The sequence below is a fragment of the Fusibacter sp. 3D3 genome (genome assembly GCF_001748365.1).
Taxonomy (GTDB): Bacteria; Bacillota; Clostridia; order Peptostreptococcales; family Acidaminobacteraceae; genus Fusibacter_A.
On record NZ_BDHH01000004.1, the window covers coordinates 279898 to 302934 of the forward strand.

Sequence of the window (23037 nt, forward strand, 5' to 3'; positions counted from 1 at the left end):
GATTAGGAGCGATAAAAATATGAATAATCTAGATCCAAAACTGGTTATGCCACATGAACGGGTGGATGATTTACAATTGGAGGGCCTTAAAATTATTCAGGATCCAAAAGGATTTTGCTTTGGGATAGATGCGGTGTTGTTAAGTCACTTTGTAAAGGTGAAGCGGACACATCGAATTGTTGAATTCGGAACAGGGACTGGAATTATTCCCATACTGCTGGCAGGCAAAACACAATTTGAACATCTCTATGCATTTGAAGTGCAGGAAGAGGTTGCTGATATGGCCAGTAGAAGTGTAAAATTAAACCATTTGGAAGATAAAATTGAAATCATTCGAGCGAACTTAAAAGCGGCGCTTTCCTATTTGGATAAGGGGACTATCGACACCGTTGTAAGTAATCCACCCTATATGAGCACAGATGGCGGTATCAAAAATCCTTCTGACAAGAAAGCAATATCAAGACATGAAGTGCTTTGTACACTGGAGGATGTCATCGTCAATGCTAGCGTTCTTTTAAAACCGAGTGGTAATCTGTACATGATACACAGACCCAATCGGTTAGCTGATCTTATCTATCTTTGCAAACAAAACAAATTGGAGCCTAAAGAAATTCGAATGATTCAACCGTATGCACATAAAAAACCCAACATATTTTTAATAAGGTGTACAAAAGGGGGAAGGCCAGATCTCAAATTTCATGATCCTTTAATTGTGAGGACAGATCAAGGGGATTATACAAAGGAAATTTACGATATTTATGGCATGGAAAACATCACTGTTTTTGAATAGATTTTTAAATAGATTTAATGCGTTAAACTGAGGAGATGGATTATGAGAGGTAAACTATATATATGTGGGACTCCAATCGGCAATTTAGAGGATATTACCTATAGAGCTCTAAGAATTTTGCAAACGTGTGATGTGGTTTTTGCAGAAGATACACGTCATAGTTTGAGATTGCTCAATCATTTTGAAATCAAAAAGCCACTTTACAGTTATCACGAACATAACAAGCAGTTAAAGGGTCCTGAAATTTTAGGCAAATTGGATGCGGGAGATATGGTGGCACTTGTGACTGATGCTGGTATGCCAGGCATTTCAGATCCAGGCCATGATGTGATAAAATTGTGTATTGAACAGGGATATGAATTTGAGATTATACCAGGTGTCACTGCATTTACAACTGCGCTTGTAGGTTCGGGGCTTGATACTTCAAGGTTTATCTTCGAAGGCTTTTTGGACCGAGACAAGAAGACGCGAAAGACGTATCTTGAGGGCATCCAATATGAGAAAGGCACTTTAATCTTTTATGAGTCACCACATCGCATCAAAGCCACTCTTAGAGCGATCTATGATGTATTTGGCAATCGAAATGCAGTTATTGCAAGAGAATTGACGAAGAGATATGAGGAATATAAAAGAGGGCCTTTGCTAACCCTGATGGATCTTCTAGAAGAACAAGAAGTGAAAGGTGAAATTGTTTTATTGATTGAGGGCAGTATTGAAGAAGCACCCAAGGGTGAGAGCATGATAGCGCTTTTATCTGTTGAAGCATTACTAAATCACTATATGGAACAAGGCATAGATAAAAAAGAAGCGATTAAGAAGGTTGCTAAAGAAAAGCAAATTAAAAAATCCGAGGTCTATGCAATTTCGATTAAGGATTCTATTTGATCCCTTAGTGGGTTATGAAGGTAGCGAAGCGGACTGAGTATGCATTTTGATTCATAATGAAAAAGGAGGGCAAACATTGAAAAAAGAATTATTGATTGAAGATGTTTTAATTGAAGCAATTCCCTCACTTGCAGGGACTGAAAGCATTGTACTTGAAGCACTTGCTGTTGACATTATTGAAGTTTATCAGAGACAAATGGTTGGATTTAAAAATAAAATTGAAGATTTACTGCGCTATAAAGACCGTGAAATTGATGCGTTTTCACTTGGAGATGCCATTTCAGATGGAATTTGTTTAGCGGATAGCAAAGGGATTGTAATGGCCATTAACAAGAGCTATTCTGAAATAACAGGCGTTCCAGAATCTTTTATTATTGGCAAGAGCATTGAGATTCTCAAAGAAAGGATACAGACGGAAAAAATAGCTGCCCTTATGGCAATAGAGCAGAAAAAGAAAATATCAACGTTTACGACGATCGGTTCTAACAATAAAAAAGCGCTTATCACAGGATATCCCTATTTTGATGAAAATGGGAATGTGACCAGTGTTTTAACGGTCATTAGAGATTTAACGGAGATCATTGAGGTAAAAGAAAGACTTGAAGCCGTAGAACGCGAGAGTGAAATCTATCGAACTGAATTGGATTATTTGCGGAAAGAACAAAATTATAAATCCAGTTTGATCGGTGAAAGTAATTCAATTCAGAAAATTAGAGAGCTGATTCGTCATGTTGCAAAGACAGAGGCAACGGTTTTGATAACAGGAGAAACTGGTTCTGGAAAAGAAGTTATAGCGAGAGAAATTCATCAAAATAACGGTAAGAATGGCGCCCCTTATATTAAGGTAAACTGTGCTGCAATTCCGGATTCACTTTTAGAATCGGAGCTTTTTGGTTATGAAAAAGGTGCTTTTACCGGTGCACTCAATAAAAATAAACCCGGAATGTTTGAACTTGCAAATGGTGGCACAATTCTCTTGGATGAGATTGGTGAAATGCCCTTAAATCTTCAATCCAAGTTACTGCGTGTTTTACAGGAAAAAGAGTTGAGACGCATAGGTGGGACGACAAGTATAAAGCTAGACGCAAGAGTGATTGCCTCTACAAATCAGAATTTAATGGAACTGATTGCAGAGAAGCGCTTTAGAGGGGATCTTTATTACCGATTGAATGTTGTTCCCATTCATATTGCACCACTTCGTGAGAGAAAAGAAGATATCCCACTTCTTGCAATGCATCTTTTGGAGGCCTTAAATGAGAAGTATAAGCAGAAAAAAGTGATCGATCAAACAGGAATTGCTGCATTTGAGCAATATAGCTGGCCAGGCAATGTCAGAGAGCTTGCCAATGTGATTGAAAGATTGATTGTATCAGATACTGCAAACAGAATTACTTATGAAGGCATCATTAGTGTATTGGGCAAAAAGTCACATTTAGAAGAGGGCTTATTGGATTCAATGCCCCTAAAGGAAGCCGTTGAAAAAGTGGAAAAAAAGATGATTGAAAACGCTTTAAAAACTTATGGAAGTACCTATAAAGCTGCAAAAGCGTTGGGAACAAGTCAGCCAACGCTTTTTAGAAAAGCCAAGTATTATAATCTTACCGAAGGACTCTGATGGAGAGTTGTAACAAGTTCGTAGAAGGAGTTGTTATCGTGAGTGAAATAAATTTAAAACAAGAAGCATACTGGTTTAATGAACTTACAAGTGTCATGTCTGAGGGCATATATCTCACGGATAAGAATGGTCTTGTTTTATTTGTAAACAGAGCATTTACAGAGATTACAGGCATTAAAAAGAACGAAGTCGTTGGCAAAAACATTCAAGATTACCTTGATGAACAGTATGCTAAAGGCACTTATAAGCGATTAGATATTGATGTCAAGTCGCATTTGGAGCAAAATAAGGCATCTGTTGGCGATAAACCGGAGTCGCTTTGGGCAATGGTAATGAAAAAAAAAACAGAAGTGTCCTATGCGTCTTTTCTCGTCAATGAAGGGTTAAAAAAAGTAGTGCTTTTTTTAGGACATCCTATTTTAGATGAACAGGGGACTATCCAGAATGTCATCGTTTTATTGCAAGATATGACTCAGAATAGCACTCTTAAGGATGAACTCACAAGAATTGAAGATAAGACAAATCAGTATTTGAGTGAGATTATATACCATAGAGAGGCTCAAATTGATCAAAAGGGTTTTATGGGTAACTCCGAGGCTATAAAGGCCATAAAAAAGGTCATTGCGAACATTTCAAATACGGATGTGAGTGTTTTAATTCAGGGTGAAACAGGTGTTGGTAAAGAGATTGTGGCACATGAGATTTATAGGTTAAGTCAGCGCAAAGATAAACCTTACATCAAAATAAATTGTTCAGCAATTCCCGAGAATTTATTAGAGACAGAGTTATTTGGGTATGAGCCAGGAGCTTTTAGTGGTGCATCCAAAAAGATTAAAATAGGGTATTTTGAAATGGCGAACCAGGGGACGTTATTACTTGATGAAATAGGAGATATGTCTTTTTCAATGCAGGCGAAATTATTGAGAGTGCTTCAAGATCAAGTGATTATTAGAGTTGGTGGTGTAAGACGTATTGCACTTGATGTGAGAATCATTGCCTCAACAAGTAAAGATTTAATTCAGGGGATTAAAGAAGGCCTTTTTAGGGAAGATTTGTATTATCGCTTAAATATAATGCCGATCATCGTTCCCCCTTTAAGAGAACGCAAAATGGATATTGCGGTGTTAACACAATATATGTTAGAACAGTTTGGTAAAAAATACAATCGATCGCCAGTGCTTAGTCAAGAAGCTATGGCGGTATTAGAAACTTATTTTTGGCCTGGGAATGTAAGAGAACTTAAGAATATATTAGAGCGAATGGTGATTGTGAATGGGGATGGCATCGTTGAATCTCAGCAAGTCTTAGCTCTACTTGGTGGGGAACAGAAATCTATTGAGATGCCTATGAATACGGCTACGGATTTAAATGTTGCAACAGCGCAATTTCAAAAAAAGATGATTGAAAGTGCATTACAGACCTATAAGAGTACTTATAAAGCAGCAGAAGCATTAGGGGTGACTCAATCCACAATTTCAAGAAAAGCAAAAGCACTGGGAATAACGGACTGGTGATGCAAGATTGCATCTTGAGTGATTCAATATCGAATCGTTGTTTTGATTATATATCATTAGTTTTCGTCCAGCTTAGAGGCAGGAATGTTCAGCCTGCTCTAATCGGTTAGACGAGAACGGGTCCGGCAAAAAAAAGGGCAATGATTTGGAAACAAAACTTCATAAAGAGTAGGTACTCAAAGGTTTTAAAGTGTATGAAATTATGAATTTTATCAGATGAAGTAGACGCAATAAATCAAATGAGGCCATAAGAATGATTCAAATTTGAATCGTTCTTATGGCCTCATTTTTTTCGAACTGTACGCTAAGATATAGGACATCATTGAAATTGAAGCCTTAGGGAGCACGTTCTATTGAATATAGGGGGTGTATTTTTATTGGCATAAAGATTGCGTTAATTATAGATAGTCAATAATTTAACAATTAACTGGAGGCGTAAGTATGGATAATTCGATGTCAAAGAGAGTTCCTGTTACAGAACTGGACAAAACAAAAAGTTATTTCAAGTATTATGATCAAGAAATGGTACCAGCACCAAAAGAAAAATATGAAAGTGTTTTGAGAGGCCCGTTAGATCCTAGAAAAGCAACACCGTTTAAAGATCGAAATAAATTGTTTGAGCCAGGATATCTTGAAGATGAAATTGGCTACACTGTTTTTGAAGATGGCACAGGATTTGTGGCTAATCTGACATTTATGCCAGGTGTGACGACGGATATGTTTGACTGGTGGTTTGCATGGCATGGCTTAGATCATTTAAGATATACAATTTGGGATCCAGAAGATCACTATAAAGCAGAAACGATGCAAAGAGCACAAGCAATGGATTCAAGCCTTTCTTATAAAGAACGTTATTGGAATACAACACATCATGTCGTTGAAGATATAGGCATGGGTCCAGAAGGTTTATTCATCAATTTTAAATATCCAGGTGATTTGGGATTTGACGTGAGCAAAATTGGCACCGAAGCTTGCGGCACAATTGTTTGCGCAAGAGGTTATGGAGAAGGTCTACCGCCATTTGCGTCAGTGCCAACGATTATGACACACTTTGTCAGACCAGTAGAAGGTGGCATTGAACTCAGGTCAAGATTTTGGATGGGTTGGACAGTGCAAGATGGTAAAGATATTAAAGCAATTCCAGATTGTGTGAGCGTTCCGATTTTTGGACCCAAAGCGCTCTGTCTTCATAATATCAAAGAGTTTACAAATTTAGCGGCATTGTTACCCAAAATCTATAGTGAAGAAAAAGACAATTTCTAGAAAAGGAGCTTTATACCATGAATATGAATAATCAAGTGAAATTCAACGCGGATACTTGTATTGGCTGTAAACTATGCTACAAGTCGTGTTTTATTGATGTCATCAGATGGAATGAAAATGAGAAGAAACCAGAATTCAAATATCTCGAGGATTGCGTACATTGCAATTATTGCGAGATTGTATGTCCAAAGCATTGTATAGAAATTATACCAGATTTTAAAGGGGAACTTTTCCATCAAAGTTTTGAGCAATATAAATAATCAGTTTTCACAAAGAAAGAAGGGAGCATTTAGATGAGTAATAACATTAATCTTAAGACGGATATACTGATTGCTGGTGGCGGAATTGCTGGCCTAACAGCAGCTGTTATAGCGAAGGAAAAAAATCCAGAGTGTGAAGTTTTGATCATAGAAAAACAGACATGTGGTTATAGTGGAAAAGCAAACCGCGGTGGTGGTGTCCTGCAATATTTCGATCTCAATCGCATAAAACCGATAGAATTTGTTGCCTATCATGCCAATTCAGTGGGCTGTTTCTTAGGAGATCAAGAGCAAATGCTCAAGTATGTGAGCCTTAACAATACAATGATCCATAAACTCGAAGAATGGGGCGTTAAAATACCAAGAAATGAAGAGGGTAGTTTAAAAATAGTACCAACGGGCCCAATGACGGGTATGGTCGGTGTGGATTTAGATATCACGATTCAAGTGAGAAGAACTGCTGAAAAAAAAGGCGTTAAAATCATAGATAAAGTGACCCTTTCGGATCTTTTGGTTAAAAACAATCAGGCTATTGGTGCAACCGCATACAGTATTTTAGAGGGCACATTTTATACCATTCAAGCCAAATCCGTGATACTGGCAACGGGTAGCCAAAACTATAGGATCGTTAACATGTGGGCAAATGGTAGAGGTGATGGTATTGCAGCAGCTTATAGGGCAGGTGTTGAAATGCGAAATGCTGAGTTTGGAAACTTCGCTCAACTCTTCAAGGTGGCAAGTCATCATGAACTCGTCTTTAATGAAAACTGTTTGTACAATGTACAGGATGAAAATATCACTAAAAATTTCAGATTGTTTCCAGAAGCAGATATCAATTCAGATGCGCTTGCAGAATGGTACAACCAAATGTCTGCAGGCAAAGGACCAATTTCAATGAAGCCTGAAACCTGCCCAATGACTAAAGATGATGAAGTTTTATTCACGACGAGCAATATTTGGGAAAGACCCTATGGTCTTAAATTCTGGCAAACGATTTACAGAAAGTGTCATGAAGTTGATGTGAACAATGAAGTTGCACCTGGATTTTTGGGAGAGCAATCACCTGTAAAAGTGGGTCGCAACATGGAAACAACCGTAAACCATTTGTATGCAATTGGTGATATGAGCTATGCCGGTTCGTGTATAGCCGGTGCGGTCCCAGCGCCTCCGGGAAGAAACAGGGGCTCTGGAATCTTAAATGCAGTCTTTGCAGGTATTGTGGCTGCTGAGAAAACGGTTGAAGCGCTTCCAACGTGCGTTTATCAAGAATTGGATGAAAATCAGGTGAAAGCACAGAGGGAACGCACTTTTGCACCGCTTGAAAGAAGTTCAGGCATCACTGCTAAAGAGCTGATTCAAGAGGTACAGCGCATTATTGCACCTGTTGAAAATAGCATTTACATGACAGATCAAAGGCTAGGTATATGCTTAAGAAAAATAGAAGCAATCAAAGCAAAAGTAGACCAGTTAAAAGCAGATGATTATCATGCGTTATTATCATGTCATGAAGCAGAAGCGATGGTTTTATCTGCGGAAATGTTCTTTAAAGCAGCTTTGATGCGTAAGGAGACAAGAGGTTGGTTTAGACGTGAAGATTATCCAGGTCGAGATCATAAAAACGGGTTGAAGTGGATTACGATTAAAAATCAAATGGGCGAGATGGTAATGGGTACGGAGGCTGTTCCAGTGGAAAAATATCCAATTAAACCCTACTGTTAAAAGAACGTTTTTATCACAAAAGGCATCGCTTTGTATGCAAAATAAAACGCAAGCAATTCATAAGTGAATTGGTTAATTCGTTTATGAATTGCTACAAAATGTTGTCCTATGCTTCTTTTTTTTTAAAATTTATTCATTATTAATTCAAAATTGAATTGATAATGAAATGTTTTTATAAAAATTTTATAGAGATTTTGAAAAAAAAGAATAGATGCATTTAAAAACGTTGAAAATTAGCTAAATTTTTATTGTAATTCAATTTGGCATGCATATTGCGATTATGATTAGTGCGCTATTAATTTTGAATCAGGGATAGAGATTACTTGTATTTGAGTAATTTTTAGAGGGAAACTGCATTCAAGGAAGACAATCCCATATCAATAATGGATGTACCAATCGCTACCAATGAAGTTTTAATAGCGCTACTTCATTTTTCAGTTCATTTATAAACGAAGGGAGAATGTACATGATTAAAAGAATGTTAAAAGATGTAAAACCTTATAATGCACCATTGCACTTTGATATGAAGGCAATGAAGCTCCACGGGACAGAAGAAACAGGTGCCACAAAGTTTTGGATGGGCATGTCTCATTTTTTACCAGGTGGCGGTGCTGAATGGGCATATGATGAATCCCCTACTGAAAAAATATATTTTGTGCTAGAGGGTGAAATTATTGTCAAATCAAAGGATGAAGAATTTGTGCTCAAGAAGGGAGATTCCATTTTTATTGGACCTAACGAAGGCCGATCCATGATAAATAGAACCAATGAAGTCGCGACTTGTTTAGTGACCATTAGTTATGAGTAGGAGGAAAGATGATTAAAGATTTTGTAAATGGGATGTTTGATATAACAGGCAAAACCGTTATTATAACAGGCGCTACAGGGGCTTTAGGCAAAGCGCTAAGCTATGGTTTTGGTCATGCGGGTGCAAATGTAATGCTCAATGGTAGAAAAGAGGCGACTTTAAAGCCGGTTTATGAAGATATGATTGCACAAGGGATTAAGTGTCGCTATTTTGTCGGTGATCCAGCAGATGAAGAAAGTGTTAAGGGCTTAGTGGCTAAAACGGTTGAGGAATTTGGAGAAGTTAATGTGCTTGTGACAGCTGCTGGTTTTAATGCACCAAAATCAATTATTGATCATACGCTTGAAGATTGGCAAATGATTATGGACGCAAATGTCAAAGGCACATGGTTATGCTGTAAATATGCTGGCGAGCAAATGGTTAAACAAGGCAAAGGCGGAAAGGTTATTTTAGTATCATCTGCAAGAAGTAAGATGGGGATGAAAAATTACACTGGTTATTGTACTGCTAAAGGTGGTATTGACTTAATGGCTCAATCACTTGCTTGTGAATGGGGCGAGTATGGTATTAATGTCAACACATTTAATCCAACGGTCTTTAGATCGGAATTAACGGAGTGGATGTTTAAAGATGACACTGCTAAGACCAAATTCTTAACAAGAATTCCAGCGGGTAGACTTGGAGAACCGGAGGACTTTATTGGAACAGCAATTTTTTTAGCATCAGATGCAAGCAATTTCATCACAGGTGCAAATATTGCAGTTGATGGCGGATATTGGGCAAACTAACAGGGGGATATATGGCGATTAAAAATGTGACGATACTGGGATCAGGATTGATGGGAAATGGATTAGCGCAAGTGTTTGCAATGGATCCTAATACTACAGTCATCCTGAGATCAAGAAGTATAAAAGAAGCACCTCTAAAGCCTGTACAGGACAATTTAAAGCTTCTTGTTGAAAAAGAAGCCCTTACAAAAGCAGAAGCAGATGCGATCTTGAGCAGAATATCATTTACGGATGATTTAGAGGCATCTCTTAAAGAGGCTGACTTAATTGTCGAATGTGTTGTAGAAGACATGGAGATTAAACAAAATTTATTTAGAGACATCGAGCCGCTTTGTAAAGCAGATGCGATTTTTGCCACCAATACTTCTGTTATGAGCATCACTGAGATTGCAAAGAAGACAAAAGATAAAAGCAGAGTCATTGGGACGCATTTCTGGAATCCACCTTTTTTAATTCCGCTTGTTGAAGTGGTTAAGGGCGATGAGACATCCATGGAAGTCATGGATGAAACTTATGATTATTTAAAGAAAATTGGCAAAAAGCCAGTTAAATGTATGAAAGATGTGCCAGGGTTTATTGCCAATCGACTTCAACATGCAATTTGGAGAGAAGCGCTATCGATTGTAGAAAATGGCATTGCAGATGCACCAACGGTTGATGAGGCACTTAGATATGGTCCAGGACTGAGATGGCCAATACTCGGGATCTTAGAAAATGCAGATATGATTGGGCTTGATTTATCTTATAACATTCAAAACTACATCGTAAAATATTTAGAAGATGCTCATGAGCCTTCTAAGCTTTTAAAATCATTGGTTGATCAAGGTGATTTAGGTTTTAAGACAGGCAAAGGCTATCAAGAGTGGACGCCAGAGCAAATCGCAGCTTCTAACAAGAGACTTAGAGAATATCTGATTGATGTCACAAAAGATTTAAAATAAAGGCGCAATTAAAGCGATTCATCTGTTTAAAAACCATTTTTTTTTAAAAATAAAACTAAAAAGGAGCTATCAAAATGGGAAAAAAAGTATTTGTTGATTTAACGCATCCGTTCAGTGCAGACATACCTCTATGGCCGTATTTTACTAAGCCAAAGATCGATACCATGCATAACTTAGGCAAGAGTGGCGTTTTAACTCAAAAAATTGAAGCCGTTATGCACTGTGGCACACATGCGGATGCACCAAGACACGTTATGGAGTATGAGTTCAATGGCAAAAGAGCGCGATATACGCATGAAATGCCTGTAGATGCATACTGTGGTGATGCGATCTGTCTAGATATTCAGGTAGAGAGATGGGGGCTTATCACAGACAAACATTTAGAAGATGCTTGTAAAAGAGCTAATATCAAACCTGAAGCACTAGAAGGTATGGTGGTTTGCTTGAGAACGGGTATGCACCTTAAATTTGATGACTCCAAAGAGTATTATCACTACTCGTGTGGTACTGGTATCGATGCAGGTAAATGGTTTGCGAAATACAAGCCGAAATGTGTGGCGATGGACTCTCAAGCACTAGATCATCCGCTTCATACGACAATGGGTAAGAATGGTGGTCCACTGGGCATGAACTTAAACGGTTATTTAGGTTATCCGATTACAGATGAATATATTGAAAAATTTGGTCTTGAAGCTTATGCAGAGTTCAACAGAGCGACTTATATTGAAGTGTTTGGTAAAGAAAAATACGATGAGAAATTCGGTTTCTTAGAAGAACATGGATTAGAAGGGACTTGGGAGCCTTGTCATAAATATATGCTCGGGAATGGTATCGTGGGGATCGAAAATTTAGGTGGCGATTTAGACAAAGTGGTTGGTAAGAGATTTAAATTTATGGCATTTCCAATCAGGTGGTATATGGGTGATGGTTCTATGGTAAGATGTGCTGCTGAAATCGATGAAGATGATCTTAATGAGGCACCAGAACGTGTTTATAATTATGGTGGCCTTTAAAATTTAGGCTCCCATTTTAGGGCGTTGAATAGTGGTAACGGACTACAACTGCAGTTACCCAAGAATATAAAGAAAGAAAGGTAAATTATATGGCAAATCTTGATAATAAAGTTATTCTAACGGTTGCACCTACGGGTGCATGGCCAACTAAAAATGAAACACCCTTTGTACCGCTTCAGCCTAAAGAAATTGCTGACGAAATTTATGCATGCTGGAAAGCAGGCGCTAGTATTGCTCACATTCACGTGCGTGATGATGAAGATAAGTCTTCTATGAATTTTGATAAATTTGTAGAGACTGTTAACTTAATTCGTGCAACTGACTGCGATATCGTTATCAATTTAACGACATCGGGTCAACTGGGGCTTGAAGATGAAGCTAGATACAGACATCTAATTGAATTAAAACCTGATATCGCTTCTTATGATTGTGGTTCAATGAACTGGCAACATACTTCTGTATTTGAAAATAGCCCAAGATTTCTCGAAAAATTAGGCAATGTCATGCAAGAATGCAATGTAAAACCTGAAATTGAGATCTTTGATGCAGGTATGATTTCAAATGCAGTTTACTACCTTAAAAAAGGCATATTAAAGGCACCACTTCACTTCCAATTTGTTTTGGGTGCAGCAGGCGGTATGGATGCAACGGTTGAAAACCTTGTGTTCTTAAAAAGCTTATTGCCAGAAAATTGCACATGGGGTGCACTTGGAATCGGGAAAGGCCATTTGCCAATCATGTACACGGCATTAGCGCTTGGTGGACATGTGAGAGTGGGTATGGAAGATAATATTTTCTATTCGAAAGGCGTATTGGCAAAGTCAAACGTTGAATTCGTAGAAAGAACAAAGAGAATTGTCAATGAAATGGGGAAAGAAATTGCGACGCCAGCAGAAGCGCGTGAGATTCTTAATATTCAAAAATAAAGAAGGTTCTGAGTAAAATAATGAAAAGTCTATAGTCATATAGTTATAGCTATAGACTTTTTTAAAGAGCTGTAGAGTATGTTAAAAATACTTGTGGGGTATATTGTCTGATCGCCATTAATTTTAAACTAGCTTTGGGAGGTATGTATGAGTAAAGGCAATAAAGAAAAGAGTTTGGTCGGCTTTGGAAAAGAAGGTTGGGGGATTATATTATACTGTGCAGCCATGTTTTGGTTTTATGTGGGCATGGTCAATGATGGCTCCAATATTACAGCGCCAGCCTTTGCGGCTAAAACTGGATTAGACTATTCTGTTGTATTGAGTATGGGGACGATTGCAGGGATTGTCGGTTTTTTATTTTTCATTTTATTTGGTCAAATTAATATTCGCATAGGTTCGAGAAAGACATCAACCATCTGTTTGATTACCGCAGGTATATTTTACATGATTCTTGGTGCTTCGACCTCTTTGATCCAGTATGCCATATCCCTTTGTGTGATAACGGGTTCAGTGATGTCAGGGGGGTATATAGCAGGCGGGACTCTTGTAGCCAAATGGTTTCCTAAGAAAAAGGGGATTGTCATGGGGTATACAACAATGGGGCATAATTTAGCATCTGCTTTTTATGTGCCAATGATTGCGTTTTTAGTGAATACACTGGGACTTCAAATGGGCGTTATGGTTCCAGGTATTTTAGTGATGCTACTGGGTGTTATTGGGTTGATTATGATTCGCAACACACCAGAAGAAAAAAATATGTATCCTGATAATGTCACAAAAGAAATCTATGATACCGAGTATTTTAAAAGTGATGAACAAGAAAAAAGTAAATTATGGTCTACAAAAAAACTGTTGATGGAGAGGGAATTTTGGTTGACTTCAATAACGACTGGAATTTATCAGTTGGTCACGGTGGGTGTCATGACTCAACTTGTGGTTAGAAACATGCAGCTTGGGTTTACTCAAGTGCAGGCCATATCACTGATGACATTCTTGGCGGCGATCGGTGTCGTGGGCTCGTGGATATTTGGCGTCTTGGATACGAAATTTGGAACTAAACCTACAATGCTCGTATTTGGAATTTGGTATATGATTGCTTTATTCTTCAATGTATTAGAGACGACAACCACCATTTATATTTCAGTTTTTATGATTGGAATGGCAATCGGTGGATCAGCAAATTTTACAACATCATTGCCAACGGCTGTATTTGGAAGGCACGAATTTGAGAAAGTCAATAGTGTTATCTTCCCAGTACAAGGGATTATTACTTCTATGAATTTCTTACTCAGTGGGATTTCAATTGCTTTAACGGGGAGTTTAAGAGGTGTCTATATCGTATTTATTGGGATATTGGTGGTTAATGTACTGTTGATTTCATTGATTGATGAGCACAAGTTTAATAAGGATTTTAAAATTTCTGAAAATTTGCAAGAACCTAGTTTTGCGGAGTAATTGCAAAGAACATAAACATTTTAAAAGCAATATCAGTATAAAGACTCAGTGTTTTATAAGATCATAAAAACTTGGAGGATTTCATTATGGATATTAAGAATAAAGTTTTATTAGTTCAAGCATTATTTGGCGCTGTTGCACTTGCATTATTAATGCAAATACCAGCGATATTAGGGTTTGGCGCTTATTTGTGGATGTTATTTTTACCTTTGATGCTCTTTTTTGCTTTTGGTGCGGATTTTAAGCGTATACCTTCAATGATCGTGTGCTATATAGTTGGCATTGGTTGGGCGATGATCAATGGTATGCTCATGGGTATTTTAATACCTTTGGTTGGCCCCATTTGGGGCAACATCATTGGCGCGGCTGTCGTGGTTTTTCTCGTATTAACCCTACATGAAAACTTGCTCTCTAAAACTATTTTTGGCAATGTACCTGCGCTTTTTATGGGACTGGCAACTACATTTTTTACCTTTTTAATAGTACCTGCTAATGCGCCTCTTATAACGCCATTACATTTAATTGGGTTTTATTTGTATGGCATATTTATGACGGTTATTTTAGCGGGTGGAGGTTTCAAAATTTGTAGTATTATTTTTGGTATGGAAACGACGATCGAGGCTTTTAAAGACAAATAATGAGGTCGTTCTATTAAAACAGAAAAAACTGAAATAGACTAATATTTAAAAGACACGAGATAGGGTTAGGTCTCGTGTCTTTTAAATACATTTTTGAATATACATATGTAAAAGCCAATACATGCGCATTGGCTTTATCTTACAGCGAATAAACTACGATAAACTTAAAGAAATTAGATTACTTTGATTTCATCTATGCAAGCTGGACAGATGTTTTTCCCTTTGATGTTCCTAACACCTTTTGCTTGACCACAAAAAATACAAGCTGGCTCATATTTTTTTAAGATGATTGTTTCACCTTCAGTGAAAATTTCTAGTGCATCTTTTTCGCCGATGCTGAGTGTACGTCTCAATTCGATTGGAATAACCACTCTACCTAGTTCGTCGACTTTTCTCACAATACCTGTTGATTTCATTGTAAACCTCCTAAGACAATTTTAAACATTTCCATAGTTTAATAATAACTTATTATTTTCCATAAGTCAACAAATGTAGTAAATAGCGAGAGACTTTTTTATAAATTTAATATTTGAATCAAAATATTGGAATTTATAAAAAATATTGAGATTAAATTTACAAATTATCAAGCTCTTTTTCGGTTTCTTTTATGACATCTTTTATATCATCCAGCTTATCGCCGAAAAATTTATCATAAAGAGCCTTTCCAATAGCAACAGTATGCATAAAGGATGCAATGCCATCCATGAAAGATTGATTTTCTTTTAGAGTTTCTGTGATGGATTCAGTCGATTCTGCGACATTGTCAACAGTTCCTCTGAAAGCACTCACATCATGTGCAAATTCTCCTGAGATCACTTCAATATTTCTTGTTAAATCTGGAATAACTTCAAGCGTTGCATCAATTTTAGGACGATTATCTTCAACCACATGATTGACATTTTTAATGATCTTAAAGGCTTTGGTTAAAATTAGGATTAAGTATGTAAAGATCACAACTAATAGTCCCCAAAGTACAAACAAGAGTATATCCTTTAAAGAAATGACAATTTCACTATTCATGAATTTACCTCCTATACGGGTTGATTCTATAAATATTATACCTTAATTTTATAAAAAAAACAGGAAATAAAGTAAGAGCAGGTCAATAACTTCCATAGTATAAAAGCGAATGAACTACTCTTAGGTTTTTTCAACAGCTGTAGAGTCTTTTAGTAAAATAGATTATAATTTTACTGCATATTCCTTGTCATTGATTTTAATGCGATGTGCATCAATATAAAGCGATGAATTGTTGATGTTCACAGCAAAATTTGGAACAGATACGAACATATCATCTGCAGATCTTGTATCCACTGCAGTGAATTCGCCAAACCCAAGGGTATCATATGAAATGATATTGAGATTTTTATCTGAAAGTTCAAGTTCAGTTTTAAGATCGTGATCAATAAAATAAAAAGCCTTTACGTCCTCAAAAACAATCTGAGCATTATCATCATAGTCATGTCGAATTATATCTATTGAAATTTTATCAAAATCCATATCAAAGTTAATGGCATCAATTTTACCTTTAGCAAAATTATCTAAAATGGGGTTAAAACTGTTAGTCATAAGACACCTCTCTCCTTAATTTTAAACAAGTTTCAGACGCTTTTTAAGCACAGCGACTTGTTATATTAATGTAGATTGAAATTGTATAACTTTTCAAACATATATATTAATATCATATATTTGAAGTGGATGCAATGTTTTTTTAAAAAATTAAAATTTCTTATTAAATGAAACTGATTTGGATGTAGATTGCAAATAATAAAATATAAAAAAAAGAACTTGCTTGAAGAATAAAGCAAATTCCCTGAAATTCATGGGTTATTCAATCTTTGGATAAAAATTAGAAAGCATACATCGTTAATAGGACTTCTTTGGTTTTTGAAATTAAATATTCAATATCTTGCATGGAATGTGCTTCTGAAAGAAACCAACCTTCAAACTGAGCAGGGGGTAATAAAATCCCTTCTGATAACATTTTTCTAAAGAACTCACCATACTTTTCAGTGTCACAGCCTTTAACGTCATCGTAGCTGTTAAAAGGCCCAGCTTTAAAAAAGAGACATGTCATGCCGCGAAAACGCACAAAGGTGAGTGGTAGTTTATGGCTTTCAATGAAGGCACTTAATTCGGTTTCAATTTGGATTGCTTTGTTTTCCATGTGCACGTAGACTTCTGGATGTACCTTGAGATACTTAAGGGTTTGAATGCCCATATGCATGGCGAGTGGATTGCCAGAGAGTGTACCCGCTTGATAGACAGGTCCAAGTGGAGAGATGATGGACATGATTTCTCTTTTGCCACCATATGCACCCACAGGAAGTCCACCACCGATAATTTTCCCAAAGCAGACTAGATCAGGATGAACTTCATAAACCGCTTCAGCACCCCCAAAATCGAGCCTAAAACCTGTGATAACTTCATCAAAGATTAAAATTGCACCGAATTCATCACAAAGGGTTCTTAAAGCTTCTAAAAAAGCCTTGGTGCTGGGAATGACGCCCATATTTCCCGCAACGGGTTCAACGATAACACATGCAATTTCATCTTTGTTGTCTTCAAAGATCTTACGCGTCATTTCGATATCGTTGTAGCGTCCAGTTAATGTATCTCTCACAGTAGCTTCTGGCACACCAGGGCTTGTTGGGACGCCATAAGTGAGCGTGCCGCTGCCTGATTTCACCAAAAGTGCATCAGAGTGCCCATGATAACAGCCTTCAAATTTGAGAATTTTATTGCGATTGGTGTAGCCTCTAGCCACGCGAATCGCACTCATAGTCGCCTCGGTACCTGAATTGACCATACGGATCATGTCCACGGATTGATAAGCTTCCGCGATGAGCTCTGCCATAGTCACTTCTTGAGGTGTGGGCACGCCAAAGCTGGTCCCTCTTGAGAATACAGCTTCAATATTTTCGAGTAGAGCGGGATGACTGTGACCCAGTATCAAGGGTCCCCAAGAACAGATCATATCTAAATAGCGGTTGCCATCTACATCGTATATCTTAGAACCTAGGCCTTTTTCGATGAAAATGGGGTCACAACCGACGGATTTAAAAGCTCTGACTGGGCTGTTAACACCACCGGGAATAACCGCTTTAGCACGTTCAAAAAGTGCTTTGGAGTTAGTGTTTGGATTGGACATGTGAGCCTCCTCTATATAGAATCGTTGGCATTGGATAGCCATTTTTGAACAATTTCTTTAGCAAAGTAAGTGATGATTATATCGGCACCAGCACGTTTAAAGCCGATCATCGTTTCGTAAATAATGGCTTCATCCACAAGTCCAGAGGCAATGCCTTGCTTGATCAGGGAATATTCACCGCTGACATTATAAGCAACGACTGGTTTTGAACAGTTTTCTTTGACTTTTTGAATCAAATCTAAATACATCATAGCGGGTTTTACCATGATGAGGTCAGCGCCATCTTTGATATCCTCGTGGATGACATCGAGAATTTCTCTCTTGTTGTGGTAATCCATTTGATAGCGCTTGCGATTTCCAAATTTGGGACTTGAATCCGCTGCGGCTCTAAAAGGCCCATAGTAATTAGAACTGTATTTGAGTGAATAGGACATAATCGGTATATATTCAAAGCCATTTTCATCGAGGCTCGTTCTCATGGCTTTGATACGACCATCCATCATGTCAGACGGCGCCACCATGTCTGCGCCTGCTTTCACATGACTGAGCGCAATTTTAGAGAGATAATCTGTAGTGATATCATTCATAACGTTGCCATCGGCATCTAGGATGCCACAATGCCCATGATCTGTATAAGAACACATGCAGACATCTGTAATCACATAAAAAGAGTCATTATGCGATTTAATCGCCCTTAAAGCCTTCTGAACGATACCATTTTCATCATAGGCAGATTGGCCATGAGAATCTTTTGAATCCGGCACACCGAAAATGAGCAGTGTTTTGAGACCAAGGGCATCAAGTTCATCTAATTCATCTTTAAGTTTATCGATAGAGAAGTGATAGACATTTGGCATAGAAGGGATTTCATGCTTTATGCCTTCACCCTCTATGATGAATAATGGATAGATCAAATCATGAATGGAAAGGGTGTACTCTCTGATGAGAGGTCTTAAGTTATCTTGCATTCTAAGTCTTCTAAAGCGTTTCATCTGAAAAATCTCCTTATTAAATTGCTATTTTGAAATGGCTATTTTGAAATGGCTATTTTGCATCAGCCATTAAAACTTTGAGCAGTGTATCTAACGTATGTGGATTTGCAGATAAATGAACTGGATAGCCTAGTTCTTCTAAGGTACTAGAAGTTACAGGGCCAATGGATGCAAATTTCACGTCTGCACTTAGTGAAACTTCATATTGTTTAAGAAACTCATGGAAGTGTTGCACGGCGGAACCACTTGCAAAAGTCACATAATCGAGTGTTTCAATCTTTTTGAGAATCGATGAAAGTTCATCTGCGCTATACTCAGGTCTAATGGTCTGATAGACGGTGAGCTTTTCATATGAACAGATCTTTGCAAGCCAATCGGTTAAAAGCGATCTCATCACCTGAGCACCGGGGATGAGGACGTGATCGGATGCACTTAACTGAGTCTCCATAAGTTCAATGATGCCTTCTTGCGTATAGCGCACAGGTACAAAATCAGGTCTTATGCCATATTGCTCTAAACATTTAGACGTTGTCGGTCCAATTGCCAATATTTTATGCTTAAAAAGGGCCCTCGAATCGAGGTGCAACGCCCAAAGGGATTTCATGAATTCATGAACGCCATTTTCACTGGTGAACCATATTTGTGTGCTTTGCATCAAGTGATCTTGTTGTAACAGAGTGGGCAAACTTTCAATTGAAATCATAGGCAGTTCTATCACTGAGGCCCCCTGTGCTCTCAACATTGCTGAAAAATGACTGCTCTGTGCAGTGGCACGTGTCACCGCTATTTTTTTACCAAAGAGGGGTTTACTTTCAAACCAGTTGAGCGTTTCTCTCATATGGATGACTTCTCCGACCACCAGTAGAGCAGGCGATTTAATTTTACCAATGGGCAATTCATCAAGTGCTTTTTCAAGGGTGGATTCAAAAACTTGTTGGCTGCTGGATGCGGCATTTGAAACAACGGCAATAGGTGTAGATGCTTTTTTACCAAACTGAATCAGCTGTGAAGTGATGTAGGGAATGCTGCCGATGCTCATTAAAAAGACCAATGTGCCCTCAATTTTGGCCACCACTGACCAGTCGTGGTCTTTAGAATCGTCTTTGAAGTGGCCCGTAAAAACGTGAAAAGAGGAAGCGTGATGGCGATGTGTGATGGGGATACCCGCATAGGCGAGGCCACCGATGGATGAAGAAATCCCTGGAACAACTTCAAAAGGCACATTGTGCGCCCTTAAGACTTCACCTTCTTCGCCACCTCGACCAAATACATAAGGGTCGCCCCCTTTTAACCGGACTACTGTTTTAAAGTGTTTTGCTTTTTCACAGAGGAGTAGGTTGATTTGTTCTTGGGGCATGGCATGATCAGATGCAGCTTTGCCCACATATACTTTTTCACAAGAAGCTGGCGCAAGTGCCAACATCTCATCTTGTATGAGTCGATCATAAACAAGGCAGTCACAAGATTTTAAGAGTGCCAATCCCTTGTTGGTTAACAAGCCAATATCACCTGGGCCTGCGCCTACGAGGTAAACGGTTCCGATGGCATATTTTGAATTCATTTAAACCTCCTTCATAGCATCAGCACATTTTTGACCCAATAATTCAGGGTGATCACTTGAGCAGGATAAGGTTATTTGCTTTAGTTTGCTACCATCTTCTGAGCCCCAGACACAGGCCATTTCAAGTGTTTTTTTATCCTTTGAAAGGACAGCATGAGCACCAATAGGAATGTGACAGCTGCCATCAACGCCTTTTAGGAAGGCACGTTCTGCACGGACACAAAGGTCTGAATCTACATCCGATAATTGATTTAAAAGTGCCTTTAGATCCTCACGCTTTTGAGGATACTGGAGTGCAAGTGCACCTTGTGCAGGTGCGGGAATCATCCACTTAGGATCGAGGTATTGTGTAATTCGGTGTGTTAAGTCTAGGCGATGTAAACCTGCAGCGGCGAGAATAACCCCGTCTAGATTTTCTTTTTCGATTTTAGAAAGACGCGTTTCGACGTTGCCACGGATGGCCACAGGGACGATATCTGGGCGCACTTTTAGAAGCTGAAATAGTCTACGCTTGCTACCTGTGCCAATACGTGCGCCTATAGGGAGATCCTCTAGGGCATGATAACCTTCTTTTAGAGCGAGGACATCACGCGGATCTTCCCGCTTAGGCACTTTAGAAAAGGCAAGTGGCGTGCTCTGATCACTGGGCATATCTTTCATACTGTGAACGGCGATATCAATGTGTCCATCGAGAAGTTGCTGTTCAATTTCCTTCACAAAAAGGCCTTTATCTCCAATTTTATCAAGCGAAATATTTTGAATTTCATCTCCCTTGGTACTGATGATAACGGTTTCAAACGTCAAAGACGCATCAAGTGCTTTTAATGAGGCGATAACCCAATCTGTCTGTGCTCTGGCAAGGCGACTACCGCGTGTGCCTACTTTAATGGTTTTCATCTTTTAGGATCCTTTCTAATTGATCGATTGACATTTTTTTGATTTCATCGAATTTCAAACCTTGTGCTTGTAATTGTGCTCGCCCTTTTCTTAAAAGAGAAAGTCTTTGAATCAGTGTTGCGGGCAGATTTTGAACTAAATAATCCATGAGTATTTTGCTCCCCCAAGGCGAACCTTTACCAGAAACCGCAATCAAATGAGTATCTTGATCTTGATAGAGCATATCAGAGAAATGACTGAATTCATGCTGATCGGTTCGATTGACGAGTTTGCCAAAGCGTTTACCCTCTTCGCTGATTTTAGCATTGACGCTGGGTTGGTTTGTACACGCATAGATTAAATGCATGGACATTAAAAGTGCCCTATTTTGCTTGCAAAAGGCATCATAAGTCATGGGGATGTAACGCCAGTTATTTTTATCCACGAGTTCGGTGAATTCTATACACAGCTCTGGGGATAAAACCGTAAGTGTCGCACACTTATCCACAAAGCCAGAGGCTTTTCTAAAGCCAACTTTGCCGCCACCAATGATCAATACATTCAAAAAGTCACAATTTAATAGAACCGGTTTATTAGTCATAGCCATAGAGCTCCTTTAACAGTTGCACGCTATGTTCACGTTTTACGGAATTGTCCATGGTTTTAAGAGATTCAAGCGGTTTTTTAATCATCTTCTTGAGCGCGGATTCCAAGTGCTTGTCTAGGAATAATTTTAAATCTCCATCGCTTAGATCCATTTTACGGGATAAAATTTCAATGGTCTGCTCCTTAATTTCATCGATGGAATTGTTCCAAGACTTTAAAAGATCGTCCACTTTTGTGGCTTCAATCCACTTTAAACATTCATTTGATTTGTCAAAAATGAGATTATCGACTTGCTTAACAAGCGTTTGTCTCTTGTGGTAGTTTTCATCAGAGACTTCTTTTAACGCATCCACATCCCATGCGGTGATTTCAGGCATTTCATAAACGCTTTGTTCACAGTCTCTAGGCAAGGCAAGGTCCACGATCACAGGATTCACGGTTTTGAAATTTAAAAACGACTTGCGAATCACGGGATGCGGTGCAGCTGTTGAAGAAATAATGAGATGACTTTTATTGATGGCATCATAGCGATCATCAAAGGGTACGATCATAATTTTATCGTGATCTAATATTTCTTGTGGCAGTTTTTCAGGATTTCTAACAGCAATGTAAATGGTTTTAAAAGGACTCTCGAAGAGGTATTTTATCGCAAGGCCACCCATTTTGCCCAACCCGACCATGGTGATAATAGTGTCTTCGGTAAAGGTCATAGCCGACTTGGCTTTTTTGATCCCAATATAGCTGAGGGATAGGGGTGTTTCGGATATTTTCAGTTCTGTTTTGATGCGTTTTGAGAAAGACACCGCTTCTCTAAAGAGCTTGTTGAGTATTTTACCACTGCAGAGGCAGTCAGAAGAAAGCGTCAATGCATTCTTGGTTTGTCCAAGGATTTGATCTTCGCCTAAAACGGCAGAGTCAAGGCCCGAGGAGACTTTAAAAAGGTGTTCGATCACATGAAAGCCTGATTTTTGATAGAAATTTGCCGTCATTTTAAAATTGTTTCTAAGATGTTTGAGAATTTTTTGCTCCATTGGCTCAAATTGATCCATTTGTGTGACATAGTAGATCTCAAATCGACCACAAGTGCCAAGGACAACCGTTTCAACTGTACCAAGCTCTATAATAGTTCGCATTAACTCAATCTTTTGAGCATCTGTCAGCGCTATTTTTTCTCTTTCTGCTATAGAAGCAGAGTGATGATTTAAGCCAATGATCCCGATTTGCATAGTAACCTCC

Annotated in this window: 23 protein-coding genes; 14 read left to right on the forward strand and 9 right to left on the reverse strand. The window is 38.4% G+C overall.

The features are described 5' to 3' along the window. The first annotated feature begins 19 nt into the window (after nt 1-19). The 14 genes from F3D3_RS07080 to F3D3_RS07145 all read left to right on the forward strand — a co-directional run bounded on the left by F3D3_RS07080 (nt 20) and on the right by F3D3_RS07145 (nt 14615). Nucleotides 20-790, forward strand: coding sequence for a tRNA1(Val) (adenine(37)-N6)-methyltransferase (locus F3D3_RS07080; protein ID WP_069872478.1), 771 nt, complete (start codon nt 20-22; stop codon nt 788-790). Between the two features lie 42 nt (nt 791-832). Then, complete coding sequence (gene rsmI / locus F3D3_RS07085; RefSeq protein WP_069872480.1) at nt 833-1675, forward strand: 16S rRNA (cytidine(1402)-2'-O)-methyltransferase; 843 nt, start codon at nt 833-835, stop codon at nt 1673-1675. Nucleotides 1676-1751: 76 nt separating this feature from the next. Then, the gene (locus F3D3_RS07090; protein ID WP_084388876.1) at nt 1752-3290 is read left to right on the forward strand and encodes a sigma-54-dependent Fis family transcriptional regulator; all 1539 of its coding nucleotides are present in this window, start codon (nt 1752-1754) and stop codon (nt 3288-3290) included. 38 nt (nt 3291-3328) lie between these two features. Continuing rightward, the gene (locus F3D3_RS07095) at nt 3329-4804 is read left to right on the forward strand and encodes a sigma-54-dependent Fis family transcriptional regulator (RefSeq protein WP_175438321.1); all 1476 of its coding nucleotides are present in this window, start codon (nt 3329-3331) and stop codon (nt 4802-4804) included. Between the two features lie 441 nt (nt 4805-5245). Next, nucleotides 5246-6067: a DAPG hydrolase family protein gene (locus F3D3_RS07100; protein WP_242877102.1), complete on the forward strand. Its 822-nt coding sequence runs from the start codon at nt 5246-5248 to the stop codon at nt 6065-6067. A gap of 17 nt (nt 6068-6084) precedes the next feature. After that, a complete protein-coding gene (locus F3D3_RS07105; RefSeq protein ID WP_207645353.1) occupies nt 6085-6327 on the forward strand; it encodes a 4Fe-4S dicluster domain-containing protein in 243 nt (80 codons plus the stop codon). A 33-nt stretch (nt 6328-6360) separates the two neighbouring features. Then, complete coding sequence (locus tag F3D3_RS07110) at nt 6361-8046, forward strand: FAD-binding protein (protein ID WP_069872484.1); 1686 nt, start codon at nt 6361-6363, stop codon at nt 8044-8046. A gap of 466 nt (nt 8047-8512) precedes the next feature. Continuing rightward, a complete protein-coding gene (locus F3D3_RS07115) occupies nt 8513-8854 on the forward strand; it encodes a cupin domain-containing protein (protein WP_069872485.1) in 342 nt (113 codons plus the stop codon). A gap of 8 nt (nt 8855-8862) precedes the next feature. Then, nucleotides 8863-9642, forward strand: a complete 780-nt coding sequence (locus F3D3_RS07120; RefSeq protein WP_069872487.1) for an SDR family NAD(P)-dependent oxidoreductase — start codon at nt 8863-8865, stop codon at nt 9640-9642. Nucleotides 9643-9653: 11 nt separating this feature from the next. After that, nucleotides 9654-10583: a 3-hydroxyacyl-CoA dehydrogenase family protein gene (locus tag F3D3_RS07125; RefSeq protein ID WP_069872489.1), complete on the forward strand. Its 930-nt coding sequence runs from the start codon at nt 9654-9656 to the stop codon at nt 10581-10583. Between the two features lie 74 nt (nt 10584-10657). Beyond that, on the forward strand, nt 10658-11596 hold the full coding sequence (locus F3D3_RS07130) for a cyclase family protein (RefSeq protein ID WP_069872491.1): 939 nt from the start codon (nt 10658-10660) through the stop codon (nt 11594-11596). Between the two features lie 89 nt (nt 11597-11685). Next, complete coding sequence (locus tag F3D3_RS07135) at nt 11686-12522, forward strand: 3-keto-5-aminohexanoate cleavage protein (RefSeq protein ID WP_069872493.1); 837 nt, start codon at nt 11686-11688, stop codon at nt 12520-12522. Between the two features lie 147 nt (nt 12523-12669). Further along, nucleotides 12670-13977 carry a nitrate/nitrite transporter gene (locus F3D3_RS07140; protein WP_069872495.1) on the forward strand — a complete coding sequence of 436 codons (1308 nt, stop codon included), beginning with the start codon at nt 12670-12672 and terminating at the stop codon, nt 13975-13977. 86 nt (nt 13978-14063) lie between these two features. Beyond that, on the forward strand, nt 14064-14615 hold the full coding sequence (locus tag F3D3_RS07145; RefSeq protein ID WP_069872497.1) for a DUF1097 family protein: 552 nt from the start codon (nt 14064-14066) through the stop codon (nt 14613-14615). Between the two features lie 173 nt (nt 14616-14788). Here the strand turns inward: F3D3_RS07145 and F3D3_RS07150 are convergent, their stop codons facing one another. The 9 genes from F3D3_RS07150 to hemA all read right to left on the reverse strand — a co-directional run bounded on the left by F3D3_RS07150 (nt 14789) and on the right by hemA (nt 23027). After that, the gene (locus tag F3D3_RS07150) at nt 14789-15031 is read right to left on the reverse strand and encodes an AbrB/MazE/SpoVT family DNA-binding domain-containing protein (RefSeq protein WP_069872499.1); all 243 of its coding nucleotides are present in this window, start codon (nt 15029-15031) and stop codon (nt 14789-14791) included. A gap of 157 nt (nt 15032-15188) precedes the next feature. Next, nucleotides 15189-15635, reverse strand: coding sequence for a hypothetical protein (locus tag F3D3_RS07155; protein WP_069872501.1), 447 nt, complete (start codon nt 15633-15635; stop codon nt 15189-15191). A 162-nt stretch (nt 15636-15797) separates the two neighbouring features. Further along, a complete protein-coding gene (locus F3D3_RS07160) occupies nt 15798-16184 on the reverse strand; it encodes a hypothetical protein (RefSeq protein ID WP_069872503.1) in 387 nt (128 codons plus the stop codon). A gap of 280 nt (nt 16185-16464) precedes the next feature. Continuing rightward, nucleotides 16465-17766 carry a glutamate-1-semialdehyde 2,1-aminomutase gene (hemL, locus tag F3D3_RS07165; protein WP_069872505.1) on the reverse strand — a complete coding sequence of 434 codons (1302 nt, stop codon included), beginning with the start codon at nt 17764-17766 and terminating at the stop codon, nt 16465-16467. A gap of 11 nt (nt 17767-17777) precedes the next feature. Beyond that, a complete protein-coding gene (hemB, locus tag F3D3_RS07170; protein ID WP_069872506.1) occupies nt 17778-18758 on the reverse strand; it encodes a porphobilinogen synthase in 981 nt (326 codons plus the stop codon). A gap of 52 nt (nt 18759-18810) precedes the next feature. Further along, nucleotides 18811-20319: a uroporphyrinogen-III C-methyltransferase gene (cobA, locus tag F3D3_RS07175; protein WP_069872508.1), complete on the reverse strand. Its 1509-nt coding sequence runs from the start codon at nt 20317-20319 to the stop codon at nt 18811-18813. Next, the gene (hemC, locus tag F3D3_RS07180; RefSeq protein ID WP_069872510.1) at nt 20320-21216 is read right to left on the reverse strand and encodes a hydroxymethylbilane synthase; all 897 of its coding nucleotides are present in this window, start codon (nt 21214-21216) and stop codon (nt 20320-20322) included. Beyond that, on the reverse strand, nt 21203-21796 hold the full coding sequence (locus F3D3_RS07185; RefSeq protein WP_069872512.1) for a bifunctional precorrin-2 dehydrogenase/sirohydrochlorin ferrochelatase: 594 nt from the start codon (nt 21794-21796) through the stop codon (nt 21203-21205). Before F3D3_RS07185 ends, hemC begins: the two co-directional genes overlap by 14 nt. Further along, nucleotides 21789-23027 carry a glutamyl-tRNA reductase gene (gene hemA / locus F3D3_RS07190; protein ID WP_069872514.1) on the reverse strand — a complete coding sequence of 413 codons (1239 nt, stop codon included), beginning with the start codon at nt 23025-23027 and terminating at the stop codon, nt 21789-21791. Before hemA ends, F3D3_RS07185 begins: the two co-directional genes overlap by 8 nt. Between the last annotated feature and the right edge of the window lie 10 nt (nt 23028-23037).

Bases quoted from the DNA above. Each gene is read 5' to 3' on its own strand.
- F3D3_RS07080 (WP_069872478.1), top strand. From the start codon at position 20: ATGAATAATCTAGATCCAAAACTGGTTATGCCACATGAACGGGTGGAT.
- rsmI (WP_069872480.1), top strand. From the start codon at position 833: ATGAGAGGTAAACTATATATATGTGGGACTCCAATCGGCAATTTAGAG.
- F3D3_RS07100 (WP_242877102.1), top strand. From the start codon at position 5,246: ATGGATAATTCGATGTCAAAGAGAGTTCCTGTTACAGAACTGGACAAA.
- F3D3_RS07105 (WP_207645353.1), top strand. From the start codon at position 6,085: ATGAATATGAATAATCAAGTGAAATTCAACGCGGATACTTGTATTGGC.
- F3D3_RS07110 (WP_069872484.1), top strand. From the start codon at position 6,361: ATGAGTAATAACATTAATCTTAAGACGGATATACTGATTGCTGGTGGC.
- F3D3_RS07115 (WP_069872485.1), top strand. From the start codon at position 8,513: ATGATTAAAAGAATGTTAAAAGATGTAAAACCTTATAATGCACCATTG.
- F3D3_RS07120 (WP_069872487.1), top strand. From the start codon at position 8,863: ATGATTAAAGATTTTGTAAATGGGATGTTTGATATAACAGGCAAAACC.
- F3D3_RS07125 (WP_069872489.1), top strand. From the start codon at position 9,654: ATGGCGATTAAAAATGTGACGATACTGGGATCAGGATTGATGGGAAAT.
- F3D3_RS07130 (WP_069872491.1), top strand. From the start codon at position 10,658: ATGGGAAAAAAAGTATTTGTTGATTTAACGCATCCGTTCAGTGCAGAC.
- F3D3_RS07135 (WP_069872493.1), top strand. From the start codon at position 11,686: ATGGCAAATCTTGATAATAAAGTTATTCTAACGGTTGCACCTACGGGT.
- F3D3_RS07140 (WP_069872495.1), top strand. From the start codon at position 12,670: ATGAGTAAAGGCAATAAAGAAAAGAGTTTGGTCGGCTTTGGAAAAGAA.
- F3D3_RS07145 (WP_069872497.1), top strand. From the start codon at position 14,064: ATGGATATTAAGAATAAAGTTTTATTAGTTCAAGCATTATTTGGCGCT.
- F3D3_RS07150 (WP_069872499.1), bottom strand. From the start codon at position 15,031: ATGAAATCAACAGGTATTGTGAGAAAAGTCGACGAACTAGGTAGAGTG.
- F3D3_RS07155 (WP_069872501.1), bottom strand. From the start codon at position 15,635: ATGAATAGTGAAATTGTCATTTCTTTAAAGGATATACTCTTGTTTGTA.
- F3D3_RS07160 (WP_069872503.1), bottom strand. From the start codon at position 16,184: ATGACTAACAGTTTTAACCCCATTTTAGATAATTTTGCTAAAGGTAAA.
- hemL (WP_069872505.1), bottom strand. From the start codon at position 17,766: ATGTCCAATCCAAACACTAACTCCAAAGCACTTTTTGAACGTGCTAAA.
- hemB (WP_069872506.1), bottom strand. From the start codon at position 18,758: ATGAAACGCTTTAGAAGACTTAGAATGCAAGATAACTTAAGACCTCTC.
- cobA (WP_069872508.1), bottom strand. From the start codon at position 20,319: ATGAATTCAAAATATGCCATCGGAACCGTTTACCTCGTAGGCGCAGGC.
- hemC (WP_069872510.1), bottom strand. From the start codon at position 21,216: ATGAAAACCATTAAAGTAGGCACACGCGGTAGTCGCCTTGCCAGAGCA.
- F3D3_RS07185 (WP_069872512.1), bottom strand. From the start codon at position 21,796: ATGACTAATAAACCGGTTCTATTAAATTGTGACTTTTTGAATGTATTG.
- hemA (WP_069872514.1), bottom strand. From the start codon at position 23,027: ATGCAAATCGGGATCATTGGCTTAAATCATCACTCTGCTTCTATAGCA.